This is a genomic window from Phytohabitans sp. LZ39, from assembly GCF_059359075.1.
Window position 1 is genome coordinate 413,646 of the sequence record NZ_JCADBM010000001.1, and the last position, 21,085, is coordinate 434,730.

General features: G+C 70.1%; 25 protein-coding genes and 1 tRNA gene. 18 read left to right on the forward strand and 8 right to left on the reverse strand.

Features of this window, described 5'->3' with window-relative positions; all coding sequences use genetic code 11:
* Positions 1–86: 86 nt before the first annotated feature.
* Positions 87–947, reverse strand: coding sequence for an Fpg/Nei family DNA glycosylase (locus AC5L36_RS01900; protein WP_441215931.1), 861 nt, complete (start codon positions 945–947; stop codon positions 87–89).
* 31 nt (positions 948–978) lie between these two features.
* Entirely contained in the window at positions 979–1,428 is a 450-nt protein-coding gene (locus AC5L36_RS01905) for an NUDIX hydrolase (protein WP_441215930.1), read from the reverse strand.
* Between the two features lie 107 nt (positions 1,429–1,535).
* Between AC5L36_RS01905 and AC5L36_RS01910 the strand changes: the two genes are divergently transcribed.
* The 3 genes from AC5L36_RS01910 (at position 1,536) to corA (ending at position 4,637) form a co-directional block, all read left to right on the forward strand.
* On the forward strand, positions 1,536–1,928 hold the full coding sequence (locus AC5L36_RS01910) for a CBS domain-containing protein (RefSeq protein WP_441215929.1): 393 nt from the start codon (positions 1,536–1,538) through the stop codon (positions 1,926–1,928).
* 62 nt (positions 1,929–1,990) lie between these two features.
* Complete coding sequence (locus AC5L36_RS01915; protein WP_441215928.1) at positions 1,991–3,085, forward strand: aminotransferase-like domain-containing protein; 1,095 nt, start codon at positions 1,991–1,993, stop codon at positions 3,083–3,085.
* Positions 3,086–3,488: 403 nt separating this feature from the next.
* Positions 3,489–4,637: a magnesium/cobalt transporter CorA gene (corA, locus tag AC5L36_RS01920; protein ID WP_441215927.1), complete on the forward strand. Its 1,149-nt coding sequence runs from the start codon at positions 3,489–3,491 to the stop codon at positions 4,635–4,637.
* A gap of 31 nt (positions 4,638–4,668) precedes the next feature.
* Here the strand turns inward: corA and AC5L36_RS01925 are convergent, their stop codons facing one another.
* Positions 4,669–5,130, reverse strand: a complete 462-nt coding sequence (locus tag AC5L36_RS01925) for a hypothetical protein (protein ID WP_441215926.1) — start codon at positions 5,128–5,130, stop codon at positions 4,669–4,671.
* A 297-nt stretch (positions 5,131–5,427) separates the two neighbouring features.
* On the opposite strand from AC5L36_RS01925, the gene AC5L36_RS01930 reads away from it, so the two are divergent.
* Both AC5L36_RS01930 and AC5L36_RS01935 read left to right on the forward strand, forming a co-directional pair.
* The gene (locus AC5L36_RS01930; RefSeq protein ID WP_441215925.1) at positions 5,428–5,964 is read left to right on the forward strand and encodes a peptidylprolyl isomerase; all 537 of its coding nucleotides are present in this window, start codon (positions 5,428–5,430) and stop codon (positions 5,962–5,964) included.
* 17 nt (positions 5,965–5,981) lie between these two features.
* Complete coding sequence (locus AC5L36_RS01935; RefSeq protein WP_441215924.1) at positions 5,982–6,914, forward strand: rhomboid family intramembrane serine protease; 933 nt, start codon at positions 5,982–5,984, stop codon at positions 6,912–6,914.
* Between the two features lie 28 nt (positions 6,915–6,942).
* Here AC5L36_RS01935 and AC5L36_RS01940 read toward each other — a convergent pair whose 3' ends face one another.
* A complete protein-coding gene (locus AC5L36_RS01940) occupies positions 6,943–7,437 on the reverse strand; it encodes a PH domain-containing protein (RefSeq protein WP_441215923.1) in 495 nt (164 codons plus the stop codon).
* 70 nt (positions 7,438–7,507) lie between these two features.
* Here AC5L36_RS01940 and AC5L36_RS01945 point away from each other — a divergent pair, with 70 nt between their 5' ends.
* From AC5L36_RS01945 to AC5L36_RS01970, 6 genes are all read left to right on the forward strand, one after another.
* Positions 7,508–8,638 carry a thiolase family protein gene (locus AC5L36_RS01945; RefSeq protein WP_441215922.1) on the forward strand — a complete coding sequence of 377 codons (1,131 nt, stop codon included), beginning with the start codon at positions 7,508–7,510 and terminating at the stop codon, positions 8,636–8,638.
* A 45-nt stretch (positions 8,639–8,683) separates the two neighbouring features.
* Complete coding sequence (locus AC5L36_RS01950) at positions 8,684–9,178, forward strand: hypothetical protein (RefSeq protein WP_441215921.1); 495 nt, start codon at positions 8,684–8,686, stop codon at positions 9,176–9,178.
* Positions 9,179–9,346: 168 nt separating this feature from the next.
* Positions 9,347–10,033, forward strand: coding sequence for a response regulator (locus AC5L36_RS01955; protein WP_494907408.1), 687 nt, complete (start codon positions 9,347–9,349; stop codon positions 10,031–10,033).
* Positions 10,026–11,423, forward strand: coding sequence for a sensor histidine kinase (locus AC5L36_RS01960; RefSeq protein ID WP_441215919.1), 1,398 nt, complete (start codon positions 10,026–10,028; stop codon positions 11,421–11,423). The genes AC5L36_RS01955 and AC5L36_RS01960 overlap by 8 nt, the downstream gene beginning before the upstream one ends.
* Before the next feature lie 35 nt (positions 11,424–11,458).
* Positions 11,459–11,968, forward strand: coding sequence for a hypothetical protein (locus AC5L36_RS01965; protein WP_441215918.1), 510 nt, complete (start codon positions 11,459–11,461; stop codon positions 11,966–11,968).
* Positions 11,969–12,099: 131 nt separating this feature from the next.
* Complete coding sequence (locus AC5L36_RS01970; protein WP_441215917.1) at positions 12,100–12,801, forward strand: glycosyltransferase family 2 protein; 702 nt, start codon at positions 12,100–12,102, stop codon at positions 12,799–12,801.
* Here the strand turns inward: AC5L36_RS01970 and AC5L36_RS01975 are convergent.
* Together AC5L36_RS01975 and AC5L36_RS01980 are read right to left on the reverse strand one after the other, a co-directional pair.
* A complete protein-coding gene (locus AC5L36_RS01975) occupies positions 12,782–13,651 on the reverse strand; it encodes a transketolase family protein (RefSeq protein ID WP_441215916.1) in 870 nt (289 codons plus the stop codon). The two genes, AC5L36_RS01970 and AC5L36_RS01975, sit on opposite strands and share 20 nt — an antisense overlap.
* 4 nt (positions 13,652–13,655) lie before the next feature.
* Positions 13,656–14,336, reverse strand: a complete 681-nt coding sequence (locus AC5L36_RS01980; RefSeq protein ID WP_441215915.1) for a thiamine pyrophosphate-binding protein — start codon at positions 14,334–14,336, stop codon at positions 13,656–13,658.
* 44 nt (positions 14,337–14,380) lie between these two features.
* Between AC5L36_RS01980 and soxR the strand changes: the two genes are divergently transcribed.
* Positions 14,381–14,824 carry a redox-sensitive transcriptional activator SoxR gene (soxR, locus tag AC5L36_RS01985; protein ID WP_441215914.1) on the forward strand — a complete coding sequence of 148 codons (444 nt, stop codon included), beginning with the start codon at positions 14,381–14,383 and terminating at the stop codon, positions 14,822–14,824.
* Here the strand turns inward: soxR and AC5L36_RS01990 are convergent.
* A complete protein-coding gene (locus AC5L36_RS01990) occupies positions 14,817–15,737 on the reverse strand; it encodes an NAD(P)H-quinone oxidoreductase (protein WP_441215913.1) in 921 nt (306 codons plus the stop codon). The two genes, soxR and AC5L36_RS01990, sit on opposite strands and share 8 nt — an antisense overlap.
* 85 nt (positions 15,738–15,822) lie before the next feature.
* On the opposite strand from AC5L36_RS01990, the gene AC5L36_RS01995 reads away from it, so the two are divergent.
* The 6 genes from AC5L36_RS01995 to AC5L36_RS02020 all read left to right on the forward strand — a co-directional run bounded on the left by AC5L36_RS01995 (position 15,823) and on the right by AC5L36_RS02020 (position 19,974).
* Positions 15,823–15,911: transfer RNA gene (locus tag AC5L36_RS01995), tRNA-Ser, on the forward strand.
* A gap of 67 nt (positions 15,912–15,978) precedes the next feature.
* Positions 15,979–16,230, forward strand: coding sequence for a hypothetical protein (locus tag AC5L36_RS02000; protein ID WP_441215912.1), 252 nt, complete (start codon positions 15,979–15,981; stop codon positions 16,228–16,230).
* Between the two features lie 597 nt (positions 16,231–16,827).
* Entirely contained in the window at positions 16,828–17,412 is a 585-nt protein-coding gene (locus tag AC5L36_RS02005) for a hypothetical protein (protein WP_441215911.1), read from the forward strand.
* 44 nt (positions 17,413–17,456) lie between these two features.
* A complete protein-coding gene (locus AC5L36_RS02010; RefSeq protein WP_441215910.1) occupies positions 17,457–18,575 on the forward strand; it encodes an XRE family transcriptional regulator in 1,119 nt (372 codons plus the stop codon).
* Positions 18,576–18,577: 2 nt separating this feature from the next.
* Positions 18,578–19,444 carry an NAD-dependent epimerase/dehydratase family protein gene (locus AC5L36_RS02015; protein WP_441215909.1) on the forward strand — a complete coding sequence of 289 codons (867 nt, stop codon included), beginning with the start codon at positions 18,578–18,580 and terminating at the stop codon, positions 19,442–19,444.
* Positions 19,441–19,974 (forward strand): YbhB/YbcL family Raf kinase inhibitor-like protein, encoded by a 534-nt coding sequence (locus AC5L36_RS02020; RefSeq protein WP_441215908.1) that lies wholly within the window; start codon positions 19,441–19,443, stop codon positions 19,972–19,974. The genes AC5L36_RS02015 and AC5L36_RS02020 overlap by 4 nt, the downstream gene beginning before the upstream one ends.
* On the opposite strand, the gene AC5L36_RS02025 is transcribed toward AC5L36_RS02020, so the two are convergent.
* Complete coding sequence (locus tag AC5L36_RS02025) at positions 19,964–20,689, reverse strand: hypothetical protein (RefSeq protein WP_441216309.1); 726 nt, start codon at positions 20,687–20,689, stop codon at positions 19,964–19,966. The two genes, AC5L36_RS02020 and AC5L36_RS02025, sit on opposite strands and share 11 nt — an antisense overlap.
* Between the last annotated feature and the right edge of the window lie 396 nt (positions 20,690–21,085).

Consider the following 21,085-nt stretch of genomic DNA (forward strand, 5'->3'; position numbering starts at 1 on the left):
GGACCGGGCCACTATACCGAGCGTTGCCCACCGGGCATGTGCCCGTTGGCTCCGGTTTGCAAAACGGTAGGTCACGGCCATATCGCCTAGCGCACGAGCCGTGACAGTCTGCGATCGGCGAGTGGCTTTCCGCCGGTCTGGCACGTCGGGCAGTACTGGAGGCTGGAGTCGGCGAACGACACCTCCCGGACCGTGTCGCCGCACACCGGGCAGGGCAGCCCCGTGCGGGCGTGCACCCGGAGCCCCGAGCGCTTTTCGCCCTTGAGCTCGGCGGCGCGCTGCCCGACCGAGCGGGTCACCGCGTCGGTCAGGATCTCGTGTACCGCCGCGTGCAGCTGGGCCATCTGCTCGTCGGTGAGCCGGGTGGTGATCGCGAACGGGGAGAGCTTGGCGGCGTGCAGGATCTCGTCGGAGTACGCGTTGCCCACGCCGGCGAGCACCTCCTGCGAGGTCAGCACGCCCTTGATCTGCCCCTTGCGGCTGCGGATGCGCGCGGCGAACGTCTCCAGGTCGGCGGCGAGCGCGTCCGGCCCGAGGCGCGCCACGCCGGGCACCAGCGCCAGGTCTTTCACCAGGTACGCGGCGAGGCTCTTCTTGGTGCCCGCCTCGGTGAGGTCGAACCCGGAGCCGTCGTCGAGCCGCATCCGGAGCGCGATCGGCCCCTTGCCGGGCTTGAGTGGCGCGGGGCTGTTGAACGACTCGCGATAGTGCAACCAGCCGGCCCGCGCCAGGTGCACGACGAGGTGCAGGTCGCCGCCGATGTGTACGTCGAGGAACTTGCCGTGCCGGCCGGCGCCGGTGATCTCTTGGCCGGCGGCGGCGGACGGCGGCGGGTCGTACGTCTTCAGGGCGCTCAACGCGGCGACCTCGAGCCGGTCTACACGCCGTCCGGCGGCCCGCTCGCGAAGGTACGCGGCGAGCGCCTCCACCTCGGGCAGCTCAGGCATGCGACAAACGGTAGCCGGAATCGTCGGTCGATCAGAGGCCGAGCAGGTGCAGTGCGGCGAAACCGTCGTCGGCGATACGCCGGATGAGCCCGTCGTTGACGTCGCGGTGCTCGTCGAGCACCGTCACCTCACTCTCCGTGATCCATCGCCACTCCGTGTGCTTGCCTTCCTCCAACCGCGGGCGGCGCAGGTCGCCGTCGACCCGCACGAGGAAGTCGGTCTCCACTCGGTTGATGCCGTCATCGCCCGTGTACGCGTATTCACCGACGGTGCCGAGGACGACCGAGACGGTCCAGCCGGTCTCCTCCTCGACCTCTCGCCGCAGCGCGTCCTCCAGGCTCTCGCCCTGCTCCAGATGGCCGCCGACGATGTCCCAGGTATTGGGAAACAGGCGCCGATCGGGTGACCGGCGCTGGATGAAAATGCGCCCGTCGTCGTCGACGATCAAGGCGCCGGCGCAGCGTAGGGGCTCTGTGGACACAATCTGAATCTATCCACCTGACTCCCGTCCCGATAGAACGCAAGTCTTGTAGTTCTGTCTCCGTTCGGGCGACCATGTCCGTACGGTGCCTTGAGGGGTGATGTGCGATGCGCGTTCGCGATGCCATGTCCAGCCAGGTTCTCGTCGTCGGCCCCGAGCACACGCTGCGACAGGCCGCCCAGATGATGGCCACCCGCCGTATCGGCTCGGCCATCGTGATCGACCCCGACTCCGAAGGGGTCGGCATCATGACCGAGCGTGACGTTCTCAACGCCATCGGCCGGGGCCTCGACCCGGACGTGGAGCACACGTCCGCCCACCTCACCTGGGACGTGGTCTACGCCAGCCCTGACTGGACCCTCGAGGACGCGGCCGTGGCGATGGCCCGCGGCGGCTTCCGCCACCTCGTCGTCATGGAAGAGAGTGACGTGCTGGGCATCATTTCGGTGCGCGACATCATGCGGGTCTGGGCCCAGCAGCATACGAGCGCCAAGGTCTGACCCCGCACACTTCCGTGTATCTGGGTCGTGATGATCAACTTCGGTACGTACGCTGTGCAACCATGACCGCCGAGCAGCTGATCTCCTTCGCCCGTGGCGCGCCATCGCTGGACATCGTCGATGTCGAGGGCCTCAAGGCCGCCGCCGTCCGCGCGTTCGACGCCGATCCCGGCGGGATCACGGCGTACGGCACGTCCGTCGGCTACCCGCCCCTTCGCAAGTGGATCGCCGACAAGCACGGCGTCTCCGTCAACCAGGTGCTGGTCACCAACGGCTCGCTCCAGGCCGACGCGTTCCTGTTCGACTACCTCGTCGGTCCCGGCGACGCCGTGGTGGTGGAGCGCCCGACCTACGACCGCACGCTGCTCAACCTGCGCAACAGGGGCGGCGAGATCCACGCGGTCACCCTCCAGCCCGACGGCATCGACACCGACGAGCTGCGCAAGCTGCTGGAGTCCGGGGTACGCCCCAAGCTGGCGCACATCATCCCGAACTACCAGAACCCGGCTGGCGTCACGCTCTCGATGGCCAAGCGCGAGGCGCTGCTCGACCTCGCCGCCGAGTACGGCTTCACGATCTTCGAGGACGACCCGTACGTCGACATCCGCTTCCGCGGCGAGGCGCAGCCCTCGATGCTCTCGCTCGACGAGACCGGCGTCGTCGTGCACGCCTCCAGCTTCACCAAGACCGTCTGCCCGGGCGTGCGGGTCGGCTACCTCGTAGGGCCGGCGCCGCTGATCGGCGACATCGCCAAGCGGGCCACCAACCTCTACATCTCGCCCGGCATGGTGGCGCAGGCGATCGTCCACCAGTTCTGCGCGTCCGGCGACATCGACCGCTCGATCGAGACGGTCAAGGCCGCGCTGGGCGAGCGGGCCACGGTCCTGGCGGCCGCGCTGCGCGAGCACATCCCGGGCGTGCGCTTCACCGAGCCGGACGGCGGCTACTTCCTCTGGATCGAGCTTCCCGACGACGTGCTCGCCGACGACGTCTTCACGGCGGCCGCCGAGCGGGGCGTCGCTGTGGTCAAGGGCAGCGACTTCCTGCTGGAGGGCGGGGAGCACGCGCTGCGCCTCGCGTTCTCCGCGGTGACCGTCGACCAGATCGAGGAAGGCGTGCGCCGCCTGGCCGCCGCCGTCCAAACCGTCCGTCGATAGACGCACCCCACGAAAACGCGAGGCGAAGCGGGGCGTTTCTACGGGGGCCCCGCGATCTTCTGTCGGATTTCCGACAATGTGTCATCGCTGCCAGCTCAGGGTTCCCCTCGGGCCGGCTAACGGATCACAATGCTGCGAGCAAGCTGGGTCTTCCAGCGCTGTTGGTCGCGTCACGACCCCGCGACGCGGCCAACGGCGCCCAGGGAAAGCTGTTATGCGGTTGACCCCATAAGCAAAACCCCCCGCCCCCCATCGGCGCCGGGTGGGCCGCTCGCCACCCCCACCCCCCGACGCGGCCGGTCCGCCCGGCGCCTCAGCCACAGAGCCGCACGCGCTCTTCCCGTGATCAGGAACGCCCTGATCTGAGACGGGCGGGATTCGTGATGCATAGGAAGATGGGTCCATGGCGGATGAGGGTGCCCAGCGTGCGGACGGGTTGGGGCGGCCGCTGGCCCGCACCTGGGCCGCACCCGTCCGGCGGGCGATGACCCGGATGCTGAGCCCCACCGACGGCGCCGCCCGTCGGGACCACTCGCCCCCCTCCACGCGCAGCGCGGTCGTCGACTGCGCGCTCTACGTCGATGGCGAGCGCCAGCCTGGCGAGTGGCACTACGCCGAGGCGCTGGCCGCGGCCCGCCGGGAGCGGCAGCGGCACGCCTTCGTCTGGCTCGGCCTGCACGAGCCGGGCGCCGCCGAGATGGCCGACATCGCCGAGACGTACGGGCTGCACGAGCTCGCCGTCGAAGACGCGGTCAAGGCGGAGCAGCGGCCCAAACTGGAGCAGTTCGGCGAGGTGAGCTCGCTGGTGCTGCGCACCGCCCGCTACGTCGGCAAGGGCGAGGTCACCGAGACGGCCGAGGTCGTGGAGACCGGCCAGGTGATGCTGTTCATCGGGCCGGCCTTCGTGATCACGGTGCGCCACGGCGACGCCTGCCGGCTCTCGCCCGTCCGCGTCGACCTGGAGGGCAAGCAGGACCTGCTGCTGCAAGGGCCGTGGTCGGTGGCGTACGCGGTGACCGACCGGGTGGTCGACCTGTACGTGGAGGTGGCCGACCAGGTCGAGGTCGAGCTCGACGCGCTGGAGGCGCAGGTCTTCGACCGCAACTCGCACGGCCGGATCCAGAGCATTTACCAGATGAAGCGGGAGCTGGTGGAGTTCAAGCGCGCGGTGGTGCCGCTACAGCGCCCCTTGATCACGCTGACCGCGCAGGTCAACCGGGAAGTACCGAAGGAGATCCGGCGCTACTTCCGGGACGTGCAGGACCACCTCACCCGCACCGTCGAGCAGATCAACTCCTACGACGACCTGCTCAACTCGGTGCTCCAGGCGCGGTTGGCGCAGGTGACGGTGGATCAAAACAACGACATGCGCAAGATCGCCGCATGGGCCGCCATCGCCGCGGTGTGGACCGCGTTCGCCGGCATCTACGGCATGAACTTCACGCACATGCCGGAACTCGGCTGGACGTACGGCTATCCGGTGGTGCTCGCCGTGATGCTGACCATCTCGCTCGGGCTCTACCGCTTCTTCCGCAAGAACGGCTGGCTGTAGGCCCGCCGGCGAACCGGCGGGCCCACAGTCGTCAGTGACGGCCCTTGGTCGAGTCGACCACGCCGTCCAGCGTGGCGGAGTCGACCGACCCGTTCATCGTGGGGTCGGTGGTGCCGTCCATCTTCTCGTCGGCGTTCGCCGCGACCGGCTCCATCGCGTGGCTGGGGTCGTACTCCTGCCACTGCTGCTGCTTGCGACGGCGCATGACCAGGGCACCCGCGGCGCCGACTGCGGCGCCGGCGGCCAGCAGCCCGGCCAGCATCGGCCAGCGGTTGCGGGACATCCGCGACTCCTTCTTGGGCGAGACCGCCCGCATCTTCGTAGCGCCGGCCCGGCGCGCCTTGCGCCCGGCCCGCTTGGTAGTGCGGCCGGCCTCACGGGCGCCCTCCGCGGCCGCGGCGGCCAGCGGCGCGAACGCCGCCATGGTGGACTCCCACCCGTGGGACGCGCCTTCCTTGACCCGATGTACGCCGTCAGCAGCCTTCGGACCCATCGTCGCTCCAACTCCGCCAGCGGCATGTGTGGCGGCTTGCATGAAGTGATCGAAACTCTCGCCCAGCTCAGCCTTTACCAGCTGGCTTCGCGTCTTGCGCCGCGCCATTCCGAGCACCGATACCCACCTCCTCGCTCCGTTTACGTCCTGTTCCCCGTATCGCGGCGCGCGACACGTGTAACAGCACGACGGGGAGACCCGCTACTCCGTCATCCTGCCTCTTCGGATGCCTTCGCAGTGCCGGAACGGGCACATGGGAGGATCCGCATGGAACTGACCAACAACTGAGGAGTACCCGTGGCTGACGCTCTCTACGCCACCCTGCACACCAACCACGGCCCTATCCGGTTGGAGCTTTTCCCCAACCACGCGCCGAAGACGGTCGAGAACTTCGTGGGGCTTGCCAAGGGCACCAAGGCCTACACCGACCCGCGGACGGGACAGCCGGGCTCCGGGCCGTACTACGACGGCACGCTCTCGCACCGCGTGATCAGCGGCTTCATGATCCAGCTGGGCGACCCGACCGCCACCGGCCGCGGCGGTCCGGGCTACACGTTCGCGGACGAGATCCACCCCGAGCTCAGCTTCGACCGCCCGTACCTGCTGGCCATGGCGAACGCCGGGCCGGGCTACAACAACCAGGGCACGAACGGCTCGCAGTTCTTCATCACGGTGAGCGCGACCCCGCACCTCAACCGCAAGCACACGATCTTCGGCCAGGTCGCCGACGAGGCTTCGGCCAAGGTCGTCGACTCGATCGCGACCACCCCGACCGCGCCCGGCGACCGCCCGATCAGCGACGTGGTGATCGAGCGCGTCGAGATCGAGGGCTGACAGGTACCTTAGCGTGCATGAGTGAGTCGCCCGTGACCGTGCCGGTCTGTTACCGCCACCCGTCACGAGAGACTTATGTCCGGTGTGTCCGGTGTGATCGGCCGATCTGTCCGGACTGCATGCGAGCGGCCTCCGTCGGGCACCAGTGCCCGGAGTGTGTGGCCGAGGGTCGACGCACCCAGCGGCCGGCGCGCACCGCCTTCGGTGGCAGTGCCGCCGGCCGCGAGGGTTACGTCACCAAGGTGCTGCTTGGCCTCAACATCCTCGCGACCCTGCTCGGGGTCGCGCTGGGTGGCCTGAGCTCGCTCTTCGAGGGCGGCCTCTTCTCCAACGCCGGGCCGATCCAGGGCATCGGTGGCGTGATCGCGCACGCGGTGACCGTCACCGAGCAGGGCCGGGTGGTTCCGGGCGACTTCCCCAACTTCGGCGACGTGTACCCGGGTGTCGCGGACGGCGCCTACTACCGGCTGATCACCGCCATGTTCATCCACTACGGCCTGCTGCACCTGGGGCTGAACATGTGGGCGCTGTGGGTGCTGGGCCGAAACCTCGAGGCGGTGCTCGGGCCGCTCCGCTTCCTCGGGCTCTACCTGCTCGCGGGGCTGGGCGGCAACGTCGCCAGCTACCTGATCAGCCCGAACAGCCTCGCCGCCGGCGCGTCTACCGCGATCTTCGGGCTCTTCGCCGCGTTCTTCATCATCCTGCGCAAGCTCGGCCGTGACACCTCCGCGATCATCGGCATCCTGGTGGTCAACCTCGTGCTGACCTTCAGCGTGTCCGGCATCTCGATCGCCGGTCACTTGGGCGGCATGATCGTCGGAGCCATCGTCGGCGCCATCCTGGCGTACGCGCCGCGGGCCCACCGCACCCTCGTGCAGGCAGGTGGCAGCGCGGCGGTGCTCGTTGTGCTCGTCGCCCTGACGCTGCTACAGACGGTCGCCCTCACGTAAATTCCGGTCCGCGCTCCGCGCGGGCGGCTCACGCGTCTTTTGTGCCGCCCTGTAGACCCCAGTCGCTTTGGTCGCTTCGCTCCCGCCGCTTTGTGGGGTCTGCGGGCGGCGACCCGCTCGCAAGCGGCGCGAGTGCCGCGGCGACCTCCGACGGCGCCGCACCCAGGTCGTACTCGCTGAACAGGTGCAGCGAGTCGCCCGCGTCGATCTCCAGCGTCTCCGTGCGGATGCCGAGCCGGGGTCGGGTGTCCACCCGTACCCGCTCGATCTGCGACCAGGCCAGGTGGCGGCGGCCGGCGTAGCCCGCGACCAGCGTGATTCCCGAGGGATCGGCGGCGAGCCGCACCGGCGCGAGCAGGTCGCGCGCCGCCCACAGGGCGAGCCCGGCGGCCACGATGGCGGCGAGCACGAGGCGGACCTCGTCGCCGTCCGCGAAGAGCAGGCCGAGCGCCACGAGCGCGGCGACGGCGGTGAATTTCACGGCGGGCACCTTGCGGGGCACCCGCCAGGTAAGGGCGTCCATGCGCCAATTCTGGTCCGTGCCGCCCGGGGCCACTCGGAGCCGGGGCTACTGAAGGGTAATCTCGGTGAGCATGAGGGACGCGGTCATCGTCGGCGCGGTACGCACACCGGTCGGGCGGCGCAAGGGCGGCCTTTCCGAGGTCCATCCGGTCGACCTGTCAGCGCACGTGCTGCGCGCCCTGGCCGAGCGCACCGGCCTCGACCCGGCGTACGTCGACGACGTGGTCTGGGGCTGTGTCTCGCAGGTCGGCGAGCAGTCGTGGAACACCGGCCGCAACGCGGTCCTCGGCGCCGGCTGGCCTGAGTCGGTGCCCGGCACCACGCTCGACCGCCAGTGCGGCTCCAGCCAGCAGGCCGTGCACTTCGCGGCCGCGACGGTGCTCTCCGGGCAGGCCGACCTCGTCGTGGCCGGTGGTGTCGAGTCGATGACGCGGGTGCCGATGGGCTCCAGCGCGGCCGGGCAGTGGCCGTTCGGCGACGGCGTGCGCGAGCGGTACGGCGACGCGGGCTTCAGCCAGGGCGTCGGCGCCGAGATGATGGCCGAGCGGTGGGGCTTCACGCGGGCGCGGCTCGACGAGTACTCGCTGGCCAGCCACCAGAAGGCGGCCGCGGCTCAGGACGCGGGCGCGTTCAAGGAGGAGATCGCGCCGGTCGGGCCGATCGACGCCGACGAAGGCATCCGCCGCGACACCTCCCTGGCGAAGCTGGGCGAGCTGGCCACCCCGTTCAAGCCGGACGGCGTGGTCACCGCCGGCTCCGCGTCACAGATCTCCGACGGCGCCGCCGCGCTCGCCGTCACGAGCAGCGACTGGGCGCGCGAGCACGGCCTGCGGGCGCTCGCACGCATCCACACCGCCGTGGTCGCCGCCGACGATCCGGTCATCATGCTCACCGCGCCGATCCCGGCCACCGCGAAGGCGCTGCGCCGCGCGGGGCTGGGCATCGAGGAGATCGGCGTGTACGAGGTGAACGAGGCGTTCGCCCCGGTGCCGCTGGCCTGGCTGGCGGAGACGGAGGCGGACCCCGAGCGGCTCAACCCGCGCGGCGGCGCGATCGCGCTCGGCCACCCGCTCGGCGGGTCCGGCGCCCGCATCATGACCACGATGCTCCAGCACATGCGGCACAACGGCATCCGGTACGGGCTACAGACGATGTGCGAGGGCGGCGGCATGGCCAACGCCACGATCCTGGAACTTCTATAGCGTCTGACCCGCGACACATCCCGTTAGCACCTCGTTAAACGCGGCATGGACGTGTTCTCCCGAACGTTCTTGCCCGCCGCCGCCGAGGCCGGCGTGGCCATCTCCACCGTGAGCCGCCACATGCCCGTCTTTCGGCGGTGCGTGGAAGCCGACGACGCGACGGTCCTGGTCACCCGCTGCCTCCGCCCGGATCGGCCGATGCAAGGCGAGTTCCTGCTCCTGCTGACGTACCGCCGCCTGGTGGTGACCCAGGAGACCCGCGTGCTGCACCGCCTCCGCCTGCACCTCAACACCGAGCTTCGGCACCTCAGCAACGTCACCTGGAACCCGGACCCGCGCCTCGCCGCGGTCGAGCTCGCCGCGACGGCCGTGGACGGCATCCGCGAGCGGTTCTGGATCAAGACCGGTCATCCAAAGCAGGTCTGGCACCTGGACGCGCTACTCAGCCACGCCTTCCGTCCCCGTCTGGTGGCCGAGCGCGCCCAGCAGGCACCTCGTGTAACAGCGCCAGAAGCGCTGCACGTGCCGGCTGCCGCCTGACGAACCTTTTCAACCTGGACCGCGCGGCGCTCGCGCTCCGGTCTTACCGCAAGGGGAGGTTGAAAAAGGTTCGCTGGTTGGGGCGTCCCGCTCCCCGTGCGGGGCGCCCCAAACCCAAACGTTCCTCGAACAATCCCGTGCTGCCCAGGCGCGCGGCGTTCGGACATGATGAGTGCCGTGGAGTCGAAGGGCCTGGTGCTCGTCGTGGAAGACGAGCGGGCCATCGCGGACCTGGTCAGGATGTACCTGGCCCGGGACGGCTTCGGTGTGCACGTCGAGCACGAGGGCACGGCCGGGCTCGCGGCCGCGCGGCGGATGCGGCCGGTGGTCTGCGTGCTCGACATCGCGCTGCCCGGCCTCTCCGGCACCGAGGTGTGCCGCCAGCTGCGTGCGGGCGGCGACTGGACGCCGGTCATCTTCCTCACCGCCCGCGACGACGAGGTCGACCGGATCGTGGGGCTGGAGCTCGGCGCCGACGACTACGTGACCAAGCCGTTCAGCCCGCGCGAGCTCGTCGCCCGGGTGCGGGCGGTGCTGCGCCGCACGGCCGGCGCGCCGGAGGGACGGCCACACACCGTGGGACCGGTCACGCTCGACCCGGGCCGCCGGTCGGTCAGCGTGGACGGCGCGCCGGTGCAGCTGACCTCCACCGAGTTCGACCTGCTGGCACACCTGATGGGCCGGCCCGGCCGGGTGTTCACCCGCGAGGAGTTGCTGGCCAGCGTCTGGGGATACGCGGCGCACACGGGCACCCGCACGGTCGACGTGCACGTGGCGCAGGTACGGGCCAAGCTCGGCGCCGGCGCGGCCGTGCTGCGCACCCACCGCGGCGTCGGGTACGCGGTCGATGCCTGACCGCCCCGAGCTGACTCAGCTGTTGCCGATCGTGCGGCGCCGCCCCCTCGGGCGTACCCTCACCGCCCGCGCGGTGCTGGCCGCGTGCGCGGTGGCCGTGGTGTCGGTGCTGGTTACCGCCCTGATCGCGGTGCCCATCGCGGTACGGGGCGTCGAGCGGCAGGCGCGCGACTCGCTCGACCAGCAGGCGCAGGTCGCTGCCAAGCTCCTGCGTCCACGCCTCAACAGCGGCCGCACCGGCGACGAGGAACGGCTGATCCGGCAGCTGCGCACCGAGGAGATCGACGCCTACCTGATCCGGGCCGGCCAGCCGGACCGGCCGGGGCTGCCGCCGCAGGTGGTGGCGCAGATCGCCGCCGGACAGGACGTCAGCCGCCTCCGTCCGTCCATTGTGGTCGGCCGAGCACTGCCCGGTGGCAACGGCGTCGTGCTGACCTCGCCCCGGCCCAGAGGGCTGTGGCGGCAGGTGCTGGGCGTCATCTGGCTGCCCCTGCTCGCGGGCCTTGCCGCCGGCGTCGGCGCCGGTGTGCTGATCGCCCGCCGCATGGTGCGCCCGATCCGCAACGCGGCCACGGCCGCCGCCCGCCTGCGTGCCGGCGACCGGCGGGTGCGGGTGCCGGTGGAGCCGCCGCAGGAGGCCGCCGACCTGGCGTACGCCCTCAACGACCTGGCCGCCGCCCTCGCAACGAGCGAGGGGCGGCAGCGCGAGTTCCTGCTGTCCGTCTCGCACGAGCTGCGCACACCGCTGACCGCGATCCGCGGGTACGCCGAGGCGCTCGCCGACGGTGTCGTCGCCGAAGAGGGCGCCCAGCGGGCCGGCCAGACCATGCTCGCCGAGGCCGAGCACCTCGACCGGCTGGTCAGCGACCTGCTCGCGCTGGCCCGGCTGGAGGCGGCCGACTTTCCCCTCGCGCCGATGCGGATCGACCTGGCGGCGCTGGTCCGGGACGCCGCCGAGGCCTGGGGCGGTCGCTGCGCCGCCGCCGGCGTGGTGCTGTGGGTGGAGCTGCCCGCGCCCGAGGTGCCCGTCTTCACCGATCCGGGGCGGATCCGGCAGGTGGTCGACGGACTGCTGGAAAACGCGCTGCGCGTCCTGCCCGCGGGCGCGCCACTCGTGCTCGCGGCCGGGCCCACCCCGCGCGGCGTGGTGCTGGAGGTGCGCGACGGCGGCCCGGGGCTCACCGACGACGACCTCGCCGTGGCCTTCGAGCGCGGCGCGCTGCGGCAGCGTTACGAGGGCGTGCGCAAGGTCGGCAGCGGCCTCGGCCTGGCGCTCGCCGCCGGTCTCGTACGTCGGCTGGGCGGCACGATCGAGGCCGGTCACGCACCCGAGGGCGGTGCCCGCTTCACCGTGCTGCTGCCTCCTTACGAACCCCGAACACAGCCTTGACGGTGCCCTCGCCAGCCCGGCGGACGCTGTTCCACATGAAACGTCTCGGACTTGTGGTGGCCAGCGGAGTGCTGGCGATGGGGCTGGTGGGATGCGGTGGCGGCCCGGTGGGGCCGGCCGGCGGAGCCGCGGTCGAGGTCGCCGCGGCGATGGGCGCGGAGGGCCAGGCGCTGGCGGCGATGGGGCTCGACCCGTCGCCTTCCGCGTCTCCGTCCGCCGCGCCGGATCGAAAGGAGCGTCGCAAGGCGCGGGTCCTGCTCCGGAAGAACGTCCTGCACGGCGAGGTGGTCGTGCAGACCAAGGACGGGACCAAGACGGTCGCCGTGCAGCGCGGCGAGGTGACCGAGATCGGCGACTCCTCGATCACCGTGAAGTCCACCGACGGGTACACGGCGAGTTGGAGCTTCGCCGCCGACCTGCACGTGGTGCGGCACTCGTCGACCGTCAAGCCCGAGGAGATCGCGACCGGGACACAGGTCGGTGTCGCCGGGGCCAAGGACGGAGAAAAGTTCGTCGCCCGGCTGATCGTGGTGCCACGCTCGTGACCTGCGCCGCGAGCGCTCCGGACGGACTCCCCCGCGGGCGGGCGGGGGAGTCCGTTTCGTACCCATCCACACGCGGCGAAGCGGGTCAAGCTAGGCTGGTCGGGTTCTAGCCAGCGGCCCGTGGAGACCCCGTGAAGCTCTCGATCCTCATGCCGGTCTACAACGAGGAAGAACGCGTCGCGGACGCGCTCAAGCAGGCGCTCGCGGTCGACTACCCGTGCGAGATCGAGCTCGTGGTCGTCGACGACGGCAGCCGCGACGGCACGGCCGAGGTGCTCGGGCGGGCCGACGACGCCCGGCTGCGGGTGATCACCCACCAGCGCAACGCCGGCAAGGGTGCCGCGATCAAGACCGCGGTGCAGCATGCCGAGGGCGAGTACATGGTGATCCTCGACGCCGACCTCGAGTACGACCCGCAGGACATCCCCAAGCTTCTCGCCCCCGTGCTCGACGGCCGGGCCACCGTGGTCTACGGCAACCGCACATTCGGCAGTCACAGCGCATACAGCTTCTGGTACGTGATGGGCAACAAGGCCGTCACCACCGCCGCCAACGTGCTGTTCAACTCCTACATCGGCGACCTCGAGACCTGCTTCAAGCTGATGCCGGTCGCGCTCTACCGGTCCTTGGACGTCCACTCCCGCGGGTTCGGGATGGAGGCCGAGGTCACCGGCAAGCTGCTGCGCCGCCGCATCCGGCCCTACGAGGTGCCGATCAGCTACCGGGCCCGCGGCCGTGAGGAAGGCAAGAAGATCACCTGGAAGGACGGCGTCGAGGCGCTGTTCATCCTCGGCCGCGAGCGGGCCCGGCGCACTAGCCCACGAAAGCGCTGATCGACTGCCGCACACCGGCCGGGTCGAGCCCGTGCCACCGCGCGTGGTCCTTCGGGCTGCCGTAGCGGTGCAGGTCGGTGCGCACCACGCCAAGGCTGAGCAGGCGGTGCGGCACGTCGCGCAGCGCGTCCGAGACCACGGCGCTCGACGTACCGGCCAGGTACGGCTCCACCAGGACGACGTCGCTGTGCCCCAGCGCCCGCAGGCCCTTGACGTCGAACGGGCGGGGCGTGTTCGTGTACGCCACGGTCACGTCCAGCCCGTCCACCGCCGCGAGCACGGTGTCGAGCATCGGCCCGACCGCCACCACCGCCGCTTGCCCACCCCGGCGGAGTGTCTGGAGCCCGGTCGCCGGCCGTGCCTCCGCATTGTGCTGAGTGGACAGTCGCACATAGACCGGCTCGTCGTGCGCGGCCGCCGCGGTCAGCAGCGGTCCGATTTCGTCCGCGTGACCGGGTACATGCACGGTCCAGCCGCCCAGCGTGTCGAAGAGCGCCACGTCGCCGGGGGACTGGTGGGTGCGCCCTTCGGCCGAGGCGTCGTAGGAAGCGCCGATGCTCACCAGCACCGCGCCCACGCCCTGGTGGTTCAGGTCCAGCTTGATCTGCTCGTACGCCCGGTCCACCACGAACGGCGCGTACGAGTGCACGATCGGCCGCAGCCCGGTCAGCGCCAGGCCGCCGGCGACGCCGAGCATGAGCTGCTCGCGGATGCCCACGTTGATGACCCGGTCCGGGTGCTGGCGGGCGGCCGGCTCGAACGCGGCGGCCGAGATGTCGGCGAGCACCACGGCGGTACGCGGGTTGTCGTCCAGCAGCGCGGTGGCGGCGTCCACAAAGGTCTCTCGCATCGGTCTAACCCTTCTGCTCGACAACGGCCACGACCACGTGCGGCGCGGTGCCGGTGTGCGCCCGCAACCCCGCCTCGATCGCGTCGTGGTCGCCACCGTCGACAGTGGACGAGCTCCAGCCGTGGAAGCGGCTCGCCAGCCCACCCGGCCACCCGTGCGTGGACGACTGGTTGTCGACGACGACCGCGGTGAGGTTGGCGAGGCCGGTCGCGCCCGCGTACGCGATCGCCTCGTGGTTGGAACCTTCGTCGAGCTCGGCGTCGCCGGTCATCACGTACACGCGGGGCTCGGTGAGGCCCTGGGCCCGCAGCCCCAACGCGGTGCCCACGCCCAGACCGAGGCCGTGGCCCAGCGAGCCCGAGCCGATCTCGACGCCGGGCACGAGCAGGCGATCCGGGTGGTGCCCGAGCCGGCTGTCCGGTCCGGCGAGGTCGTCGAGCCACTCCTCGGGGATGAAGCCCTTGGCCGCGAGCACGGCGTAGTAGGCAGCCGGCCCATGCCCCTTGGAGAGCAGGAAGCGGTCGCGGTCCGGGTCGTCCGGCCGGTCGGGTGAGACGCGCAGCACCCGGTCGTAGAGGACCCACAGCACGTCGAGGGTGGAGTGCGCGCTGGGTCCGTGTTTCTCGTCGCCGGTGAGCCTGCTGAGCAGCTCGTCCAGCTTGGCCGTGGTCGTCGGTGCGGTCATATGGCTAGGGTGCAAGTTAAAGCGCACTTCAACTCAAGGGACCTATGACCGACGCCTCGTTGACCATCGGAGAACTCTCGCGACGCTCCGGCGTGGCAGCCTCCGCGCTGCGGTACTACGAGCGGCTGGGCCTGATCCGCGCGGTGCGTACGGGCGGCAACCAGCGCCGGTACGAACGCGCCGAGCTCCGCCGCGTGGCCTTCATCCGGATCTCCCAGCAGGTCGGTGTGTCGCTGGAGGAAATCCGCGAGGCGCTGGCCTCTTTGCCCGAGTCGCGTACCCCCACGACGGCCGACTGGGCCGCGCTGTCCGCGAGCTGGCGGGGCCGGCTCAACGAGCGGATCGCCTTCCTGGAACGCCTCCGCGACGACCTGACCGGCTGCATCGGCTGCGGCTGCCTGTCACTGCAACGGTGCCGCCTCTACAACCCCGACGACCAGCTGTCGGCGGAAGGCGCAGGCCCACGCCTGCTGCTGCCGCCTAGCTGACCGTGAGCAGGACTTTGCCGAGGTGGTCGCTGGCCTCCACGATCCGGTGCGCCTCCGCGGCCTGCGACATCGGCACCCGGCGGTAGATCACCGGCTTGATCGCCCCCGACTCGACAAGCGGCCAGACGTGCTCCCGCACCCCACGCACGATGGCGGCCTTTTCGTCGTGGCCACGGGCCCGCAGCAAGGTCATCGAAATCGACCCTTGCTTCGTGCCCAACGCCCGCAGGTCCAACTCCGCCTTGGCCCCGCCCTGCATCCCGATGATCGCCAGCCGCCCGCCGGTGGCGAGCGCCTCGACGTTTCGCGCGAGGTAACGCGCCCCGATGATGTCGAGGATGATGTCGGCCCTTACGTCGGCGGCCCAGTCCTCGTCGGTGTAGTCGATCGTGCGGTGCGCGCCAAGCTCCGTGAGCCGGTCATGCTTGCTCTTCCGCGCCGTCGTGACCACCGTCGCACCAAGCGCCACACCGTACTGGATCGCGAACGTGCCGATGCCACTCCCACCACCATGGATCAGGAGCGTCTTACCCCGCAGGTCGTGGCCGAGGTTGGACCAAACGGTGCAGGCCACCTCAGGCAGCGCGGCCGCCTCTTCGACCGACAACCCTTTTGGTACCGGCAACGTGTGCGCTGCCGGCACCGCGACGAGCTCGGCGTAGCCCCCACCACCGAGGAGCGCGCATACGGGCTCGCCGGTGGCCGCGTCGACGCCGCTGGCCTCCAGCCCCGGGTAGGGCGACGCCCCGGCCGGCGGGCTGTAAAGCCCTTGGCGCTGGAGCAGATCCGCCCGATTGACCGCCGACGCCGCGGTGCGGATCAGGACCTCGCCAGCCCCCGGCACGGGGTCCGGCACCTCGTTCCAGGCAAGCACATCCGGCCCACCGGGCTCGGTGATGGTGATCGCGCGCACGGCGACAGTGTCCCACCCACGGAGGTTGGGCCCCATGGCACACTAGGCACGGCTGCGGCAGTCGACTGCCGCACGTCGCGGTCCAGGAGGGTTCGCCTAGTGGCCGATGGCGGCGGTCTTGAAAACCGCTATGGGTGGTGACACTCATCGTGGGTTCGAATCCCACACCCTCCGCTTTCACCCCCCTTCCGCCCGGCGTTCCGTTTTAACTTGATCTATGGCCGGCGTCAGGATCGCCGGCGTGGACGCCAGGACCTCGTTTTCGGCGCCGCCGAGTGCCCGCGGTCTCGGCTTCGAACCACACCCCGACTTCCGGCAAGCCGCCGCGCACCTCGGCACCTGGCAACCACCCGGCCGGATCACCTTCGGCTATCACGGCGAGCCCAATTTTCAGCAAGGCCCCTACGACAACCCCACCCGCATCCTGCGGACCCTGGACCGCGCCGTCGGCCCAGGCAACTACCACCACACCACCGTGTTTGCCGCTAACTGAGGTATTCCAACGATTGCTGTATTGGTGCACATGTCCCAAGGCTGCTTTACGTGAGACACTTCTTGATGTCGGGTCGGGCCTGAATTTGTGTCCCGACAGGACATAAAGAAAGACCCCCGCCCTGTGCACACCAAGCTCACCGGGCGGAGGTCCTCCGCTCGGGCCCGCCGATCAGGCGGGCCCGCAGCCGGTCAAGGAGCACAGTGCCCCAATCACGGCTATTGCCGCTGCGAGGATCCTGAGGATCAGGAGACTCGCCTCGCCCACCTTCCGCCACCTGTTGGTGTCGGACGTTCGGGCAGTGGCCGAGCCCTTCGGCTCGCGGCGTTGCACCACCACGGGTGCCTACCTCCTCCCGGGAGGGCGTTCGCCTCCCGTACGGAGAGGCGACACGGCTAAACTCCGAAATTTGAGGCTAGCCACGCGCGATAGTGACGCCTTGGACGATAAAACGGGCGGGCGCTTGGAAGTAGGTTGCCATGGATAATTGCGGGGGCACCCAATGTGATTTCGCGGCTGCACCAAAGATTTGAAAAATGTGCCGACATGCCATGTCAGTGCCGTGACACGTGTGAAGTTGTGTGTCATTTTATGCCCATGGCTTCGTACGGCCGGGCGCTGAGCGCGCTCCACCCCACCTTCGCGACGATCTTCCGGAGCTTGGAAGAGGGTCTCGAAGAGGCGCAGCGATACCACACCGAGCGGATGTACAAGCGCTCCGACGACCCGCACCTCTTCCTCCACCTGGCCCGCCGGCGGGCGTGCGCGGTCCTGGAGGAGGCTGGCCTCTCCGCCAGGCTGGTCGACGACAGCGCCGCCCTCAACATGTCCGGGATCCAGATCCACCACCAAGGGTTCGCGGTCCGGGTCCTCCACACGCAGCGCGGCGGTGCGGGCGACGTGGAGGTGCCCGTGCCCGGCCTCTCCAAGCCACGGCAGGACTTCTGGCGACAGGCGTCCGCCATCCCCGGGCTGGATACCGACAACCTCCTGCTGCTCTGGCTCGACGACGGTGGCCTGCTCGCGGATCCGATGATCCTGATTCGTCCGCTCGGCGGGGACAGCTCGCGGGCCAATCTCCAGTTGGAGTGGCGCGGAAAGATCTTCCGGGAGATGGCTAAGCTGCGGGCGGAAGACCTGGTTGACCTTGAGCCCGATTGGCAGGCGGAGCGGCTGGCCTAGCGCGTCGGCTAGATCCACAAGATGCTGGCGGGCGAGGAGACGAGATGATCTACGGCGAGCGCATCCGGCAGGTGCGGGAGATGCACCGGCTGACGCAAGCCGACCTCGTCAAAGAGGTGCCGTCGCTTACGCAGTCGCGGCTGTCGCGGATCGAAAAGGACCTCGCGCCGATCGACGAGGAGTCTCTTGCGCTCGTCGCCGCGGTTACCGGTGTCGCCACGGCTTTTTTCTCGCGGCCGCCGACACCCGGTTTTTCGGTCCTGTCTCCCCAGCTCAGGTCGCGGAGTCGGCTGACGCAGGGTGAAAAGGCGGCCGCCTTGCAGTGGGCGCGCCTTGTCGACGAGGAGTACCAAAACCTCCGCAGTGGCGCGCGGGCCCTGCCGGTGCGGCTGCGGCCGACGCCGGGCGCGACTCCGGAGGCGGCGGCGGCGGCGGCGAGAAAGACACTTGGGTTCTCCGCCCACCAGCCGCTTCCCTACCTCATCTTGGCGGCGGAGCGGGCGGGGGTGACCGTCCTCGGGCTGCCCTACGCGATCGAGACGCTCGACGCCTTCTGCGCGTGGCGTCGGGGCGAGCCGGTCATCGCGCTGCTCGGCGGCGTGCCGGCCGACCGGGTCCGGTTTAGCGTCGCGCACGAGATCGGCCACCTGCTGCTGCACCAGCCCGGCCAGACGGGGCCCGAGGTCGAAGCCGAGGCCGACAGGTTCGCCGCGGAGTTGCTCACGCCCCTCGCGGCCTTGCGTGGCGTCATGCCGCACAATCCCACCTTGAGCGCGCTGGTGATGCTCAAAACGATCTGGGGCGTGTCGGTGAAGAGCCTCGTCCGCCGGGCCAAGGAGTTGGGCGCGGTGGACGGCGATCGGGCGCTGAGCCTGTACAAGCAGATGAGCTCCCGCGGTTGGAATAGGCGCGAGCCCGGTTACGTGCCGCCGGAAAAGCCGCGTGCCCTTCGCAAGATGGCGGAGATCGTGCACGGCCGGGGAGTGCGTACGGAGCGGTTCGCCGCGTTGGCCGCCTGGTCCGAGGAGCTCGCCCTCAACGTCCTGGCCCAGCACGCCACCGCCGAAGAGCTTCCCCACGAGCCCACGCCCACGCCCACGCCCGAAAAGCCGGAGGCGAACGTGATCCCCTTCCGGCCCCGTGCCGTCAAGACCGGGCGCTAGCCATGCGCGTTCTCGTTACCGGCGGGCAGGGGTTCCTCGGTCAGGCGGTCTGCCGTGCTCTCGATGCCGCCGGCCACGATGTCACCGTGCTGGGGCGCCGTGCTGGTGTCGACATCCGCGACCGGGAAAATGTGGCCGCCTTCGTCAAAGCCACCCGGCCAGAGGCCGTCTGCCACCTCGCCGCGCTCACCCGCGCCCGCGACTCGTTCGCCGATCCGCTCACCTACTTCGACGTGAACGCCGGCGGCACGCTCAACCTGCTCCTCGCACTGGACCGGCCCATTCCGTTCGTCCTCGCGTCCAGCAGCATCGTCTACGGCGGGCAGCGCACCGGCGCACTCACCGAAGACCTTGACCCGCACCCTGAGAGCCCATACGCCGCTTCCAAGGTCGCGGCCGAGCAGGTGGTCCTCGCCGCCGGGGGAGTCGTGCTCCGTTGCTTCAACGTCGCGGGCCCAGGCGACACGGACACCACGCGGATCATCCCGAACGTCCTCCGGGCGATCACCGGCGAGCTGCCCCATGTGACGCTCAACGGGGACGGCTCGGCGACCCGAGACTTCGTACACGTGGCGGACGCGGCGTGGGCCGTGGTCGAAGCGCTCAACGGGGCCGGGACGTACAACATCGGCAGCGGCGTCGGCACGAGCATGGCCGCGATCATCCAGGCGGCCGAGCGGATCACCGGCAAGCGGGTGCCGGTGAAGCACAACTCACCCAAGCCGGAGCCGCGCCACCTCATCGCCGACATCACGCGCGCGAAAACGGGACTCGGCTGGGAGCCGCGCCAGTCCAGCCTGGACCAGATACTCACGGACGCTTGGACAACGGCTGGTACAGATCCAGCGAGTGCGAGGATGACGGCATGAGTCTTGACCGTCCAATCGCACCGGACCCGTACGAGCTGCTCCCAGCCGTGCCCTCGTTCACGCTGACCAGCAGTGACCTCGACGACGGCCAGCCGTTCGACGCGACCTTCGCTCACGACAGCGTGGGTGGACAGAATCTCTCACCGCAGCTGGCCTGGTCCGGCTTTCCGACCGAGACCCGCTCGTTCGTGGTCAACTGCTTCGACCCGGACGCGCCTACGCCGAGCGGCTTCTGGCACTGGAACCTCGTCAACCTGCCCGCCTCGGTCACCGAGCTGGCCCGCGGCGCCGGCGCCGGCGATGTACACGGTGGCTTCCACGTGCGCAACGACTACGGGCAGCGGGCGTACGGCGGCGCCGCGCCGCCCGGGGGTGATCGGCCGCACCGCTACTACTTCGCCGTCCATGCGGTCGACGTCGACGCGCTCGACGTGACGCCGGAGGTCTCGAACGCGGTGGTCGGCTTCAACCTTGCCTTCCACACGTTGGCCCGCGCGATCCTGGTGGCGACCTACCAGGTCAAGGCTTGATGCAGCAGCCTGTGCAGATCTTGGGCTGAGGGAGCGTAAACGCGAGGCAGCAGGTCTTGCGCTGCACGGTCAGCTCGCCGCTCGGCCCGGGCACAAGCTCGATCAGGTCTTCCACGCCCAGCGTCGTGAGCAGCGTGCCGATGTGCTCCACGGTCGACCCGGGGAGTACATCGGCCGCGCGCAGGATGCCGTGCGCGATACCGGAGCTGACCGATCCGAGCAGCGTACGGGCGCCGACCCGCACCTCGGCGTGTATCGCGTCGAGCATCGGGGCGAGGTGGGCGTCGAGGAGCGAGGCCCGCAGCGCGCCGAGCAGGGCCGCCTCGTCGCGCATCACCCGCACCTGGGGCAGGCCGGAGAGCGCCAGCGGGTCGGAGGGGAGCACGGCGACGGCCACCGAGCGGCGGAAGCCGAGCGTGAGCAGCGGCCGCTGGTCTTCGAAGTGCATCAGCACGTCGTCGGGGTAGAGCAGCGGGACGCGCCGCGCCGAAGCCCAGCCGAGCACGACGGGCAGCGCGAGCCAGTAGGTGTACGCCTTCCAGGCGAGCGCCGCGGCGGCGTGCGGGGACGCCTGCCAGCGGCGCTTGGCCGAGCCGAGCAGGTCGGGCAGGCGGTCGCCGTCGATGAGGCGGGACGTGGAGATCCACTCGGCGTCGGAGAGCTCGGGCACCAGGAGGCCGGGTGTGAGGCCGGGCAGGTCGTCGGTGCCGAACATCGCCCGGAGCGTGGACGTGATCGGCGCGAGGAGGTCGGCGCCGGCGATGCGGTGAGGAACGACGGTGGTCACTTAGCGCCGCCTTCCTCACGGAGTGCGACGTACACGGTCAGGTCGGGGAAATGCCCCGTGCCGCCCCGCGTAAACGTGCTCACCTCGCCACTTCCCTTTGATCTCAAGCTGACGGATCACCCTAGCGTACTAAGGCTAGGCTAACCAGAGGTCCTGCCCCGCGTCTCCTTTTGTGCTCAGAAGTTGTCTTCAGTCACACTGCGTGTCAGGTTACGCAACGTAGTTGTCCAATACGCCTGAGTAGCCAAACCGCCCGTTTGTCAAGGCTTTTGTCGGTAACGCGCCAGTTCATGTTGGGCCGAGCGGCTAGGAAAGCAGACTGAA

Coding starts and splice junctions, on each gene's coding strand:
- AC5L36_RS01900 (WP_441215931.1), bottom strand. CDS start 947: ATGCCTGAGCTGCCCGAGGTGGAGGCGCTCGCCGCGTACCTTCGCGAG.
- AC5L36_RS01910 (WP_441215929.1), top strand. CDS start 1,536: ATGCGCGTTCGCGATGCCATGTCCAGCCAGGTTCTCGTCGTCGGCCCC.
- AC5L36_RS01915 (WP_441215928.1), top strand. CDS start 1,991: ATGACCGCCGAGCAGCTGATCTCCTTCGCCCGTGGCGCGCCATCGCTG.
- corA (WP_441215927.1), top strand. CDS start 3,489: ATGGCGGATGAGGGTGCCCAGCGTGCGGACGGGTTGGGGCGGCCGCTG.
- AC5L36_RS01925 (WP_441215926.1), bottom strand. CDS start 5,130: ATGGGTCCGAAGGCTGCTGACGGCGTACATCGGGTCAAGGAAGGCGCG.
- AC5L36_RS01935 (WP_441215924.1), top strand. CDS start 5,982: ATGAGTGAGTCGCCCGTGACCGTGCCGGTCTGTTACCGCCACCCGTCA.
- AC5L36_RS01940 (WP_441215923.1), bottom strand. CDS start 7,437: ATGGACGCCCTTACCTGGCGGGTGCCCCGCAAGGTGCCCGCCGTGAAA.
- AC5L36_RS01945 (WP_441215922.1), top strand. CDS start 7,508: ATGAGGGACGCGGTCATCGTCGGCGCGGTACGCACACCGGTCGGGCGG.
- AC5L36_RS01950 (WP_441215921.1), top strand. CDS start 8,684: ATGGACGTGTTCTCCCGAACGTTCTTGCCCGCCGCCGCCGAGGCCGGC.
- AC5L36_RS01955 (WP_494907408.1), top strand. CDS start 9,347: ATGAGTGCCGTGGAGTCGAAGGGCCTGGTGCTCGTCGTGGAAGACGAG.
- AC5L36_RS01960 (WP_441215919.1), top strand. CDS start 10,026: ATGCCTGACCGCCCCGAGCTGACTCAGCTGTTGCCGATCGTGCGGCGC.
- AC5L36_RS01965 (WP_441215918.1), top strand. CDS start 11,459: ATGAAACGTCTCGGACTTGTGGTGGCCAGCGGAGTGCTGGCGATGGGG.
- AC5L36_RS01975 (WP_441215916.1), bottom strand. CDS start 13,651: ATGCGAGAGACCTTTGTGGACGCCGCCACCGCGCTGCTGGACGACAAC.
- AC5L36_RS01980 (WP_441215915.1), bottom strand. CDS start 14,336: ATGACCGCACCGACGACCACGGCCAAGCTGGACGAGCTGCTCAGCAGG.
- soxR (WP_441215914.1), top strand. CDS start 14,381: ATGACCGACGCCTCGTTGACCATCGGAGAACTCTCGCGACGCTCCGGC.
- AC5L36_RS02005 (WP_441215911.1), top strand. CDS start 16,828: ATGGCTTCGTACGGCCGGGCGCTGAGCGCGCTCCACCCCACCTTCGCG.
- AC5L36_RS02010 (WP_441215910.1), top strand. CDS start 17,457: ATGATCTACGGCGAGCGCATCCGGCAGGTGCGGGAGATGCACCGGCTG.
- AC5L36_RS02015 (WP_441215909.1), top strand. CDS start 18,578: ATGCGCGTTCTCGTTACCGGCGGGCAGGGGTTCCTCGGTCAGGCGGTC.
- AC5L36_RS02020 (WP_441215908.1), top strand. CDS start 19,441: ATGAGTCTTGACCGTCCAATCGCACCGGACCCGTACGAGCTGCTCCCA.
- AC5L36_RS02025 (WP_441216309.1), bottom strand. CDS start 20,689: ATGTTCGGCACCGACGACCTGCCCGGCCTCACACCCGGCCTCCTGGTG.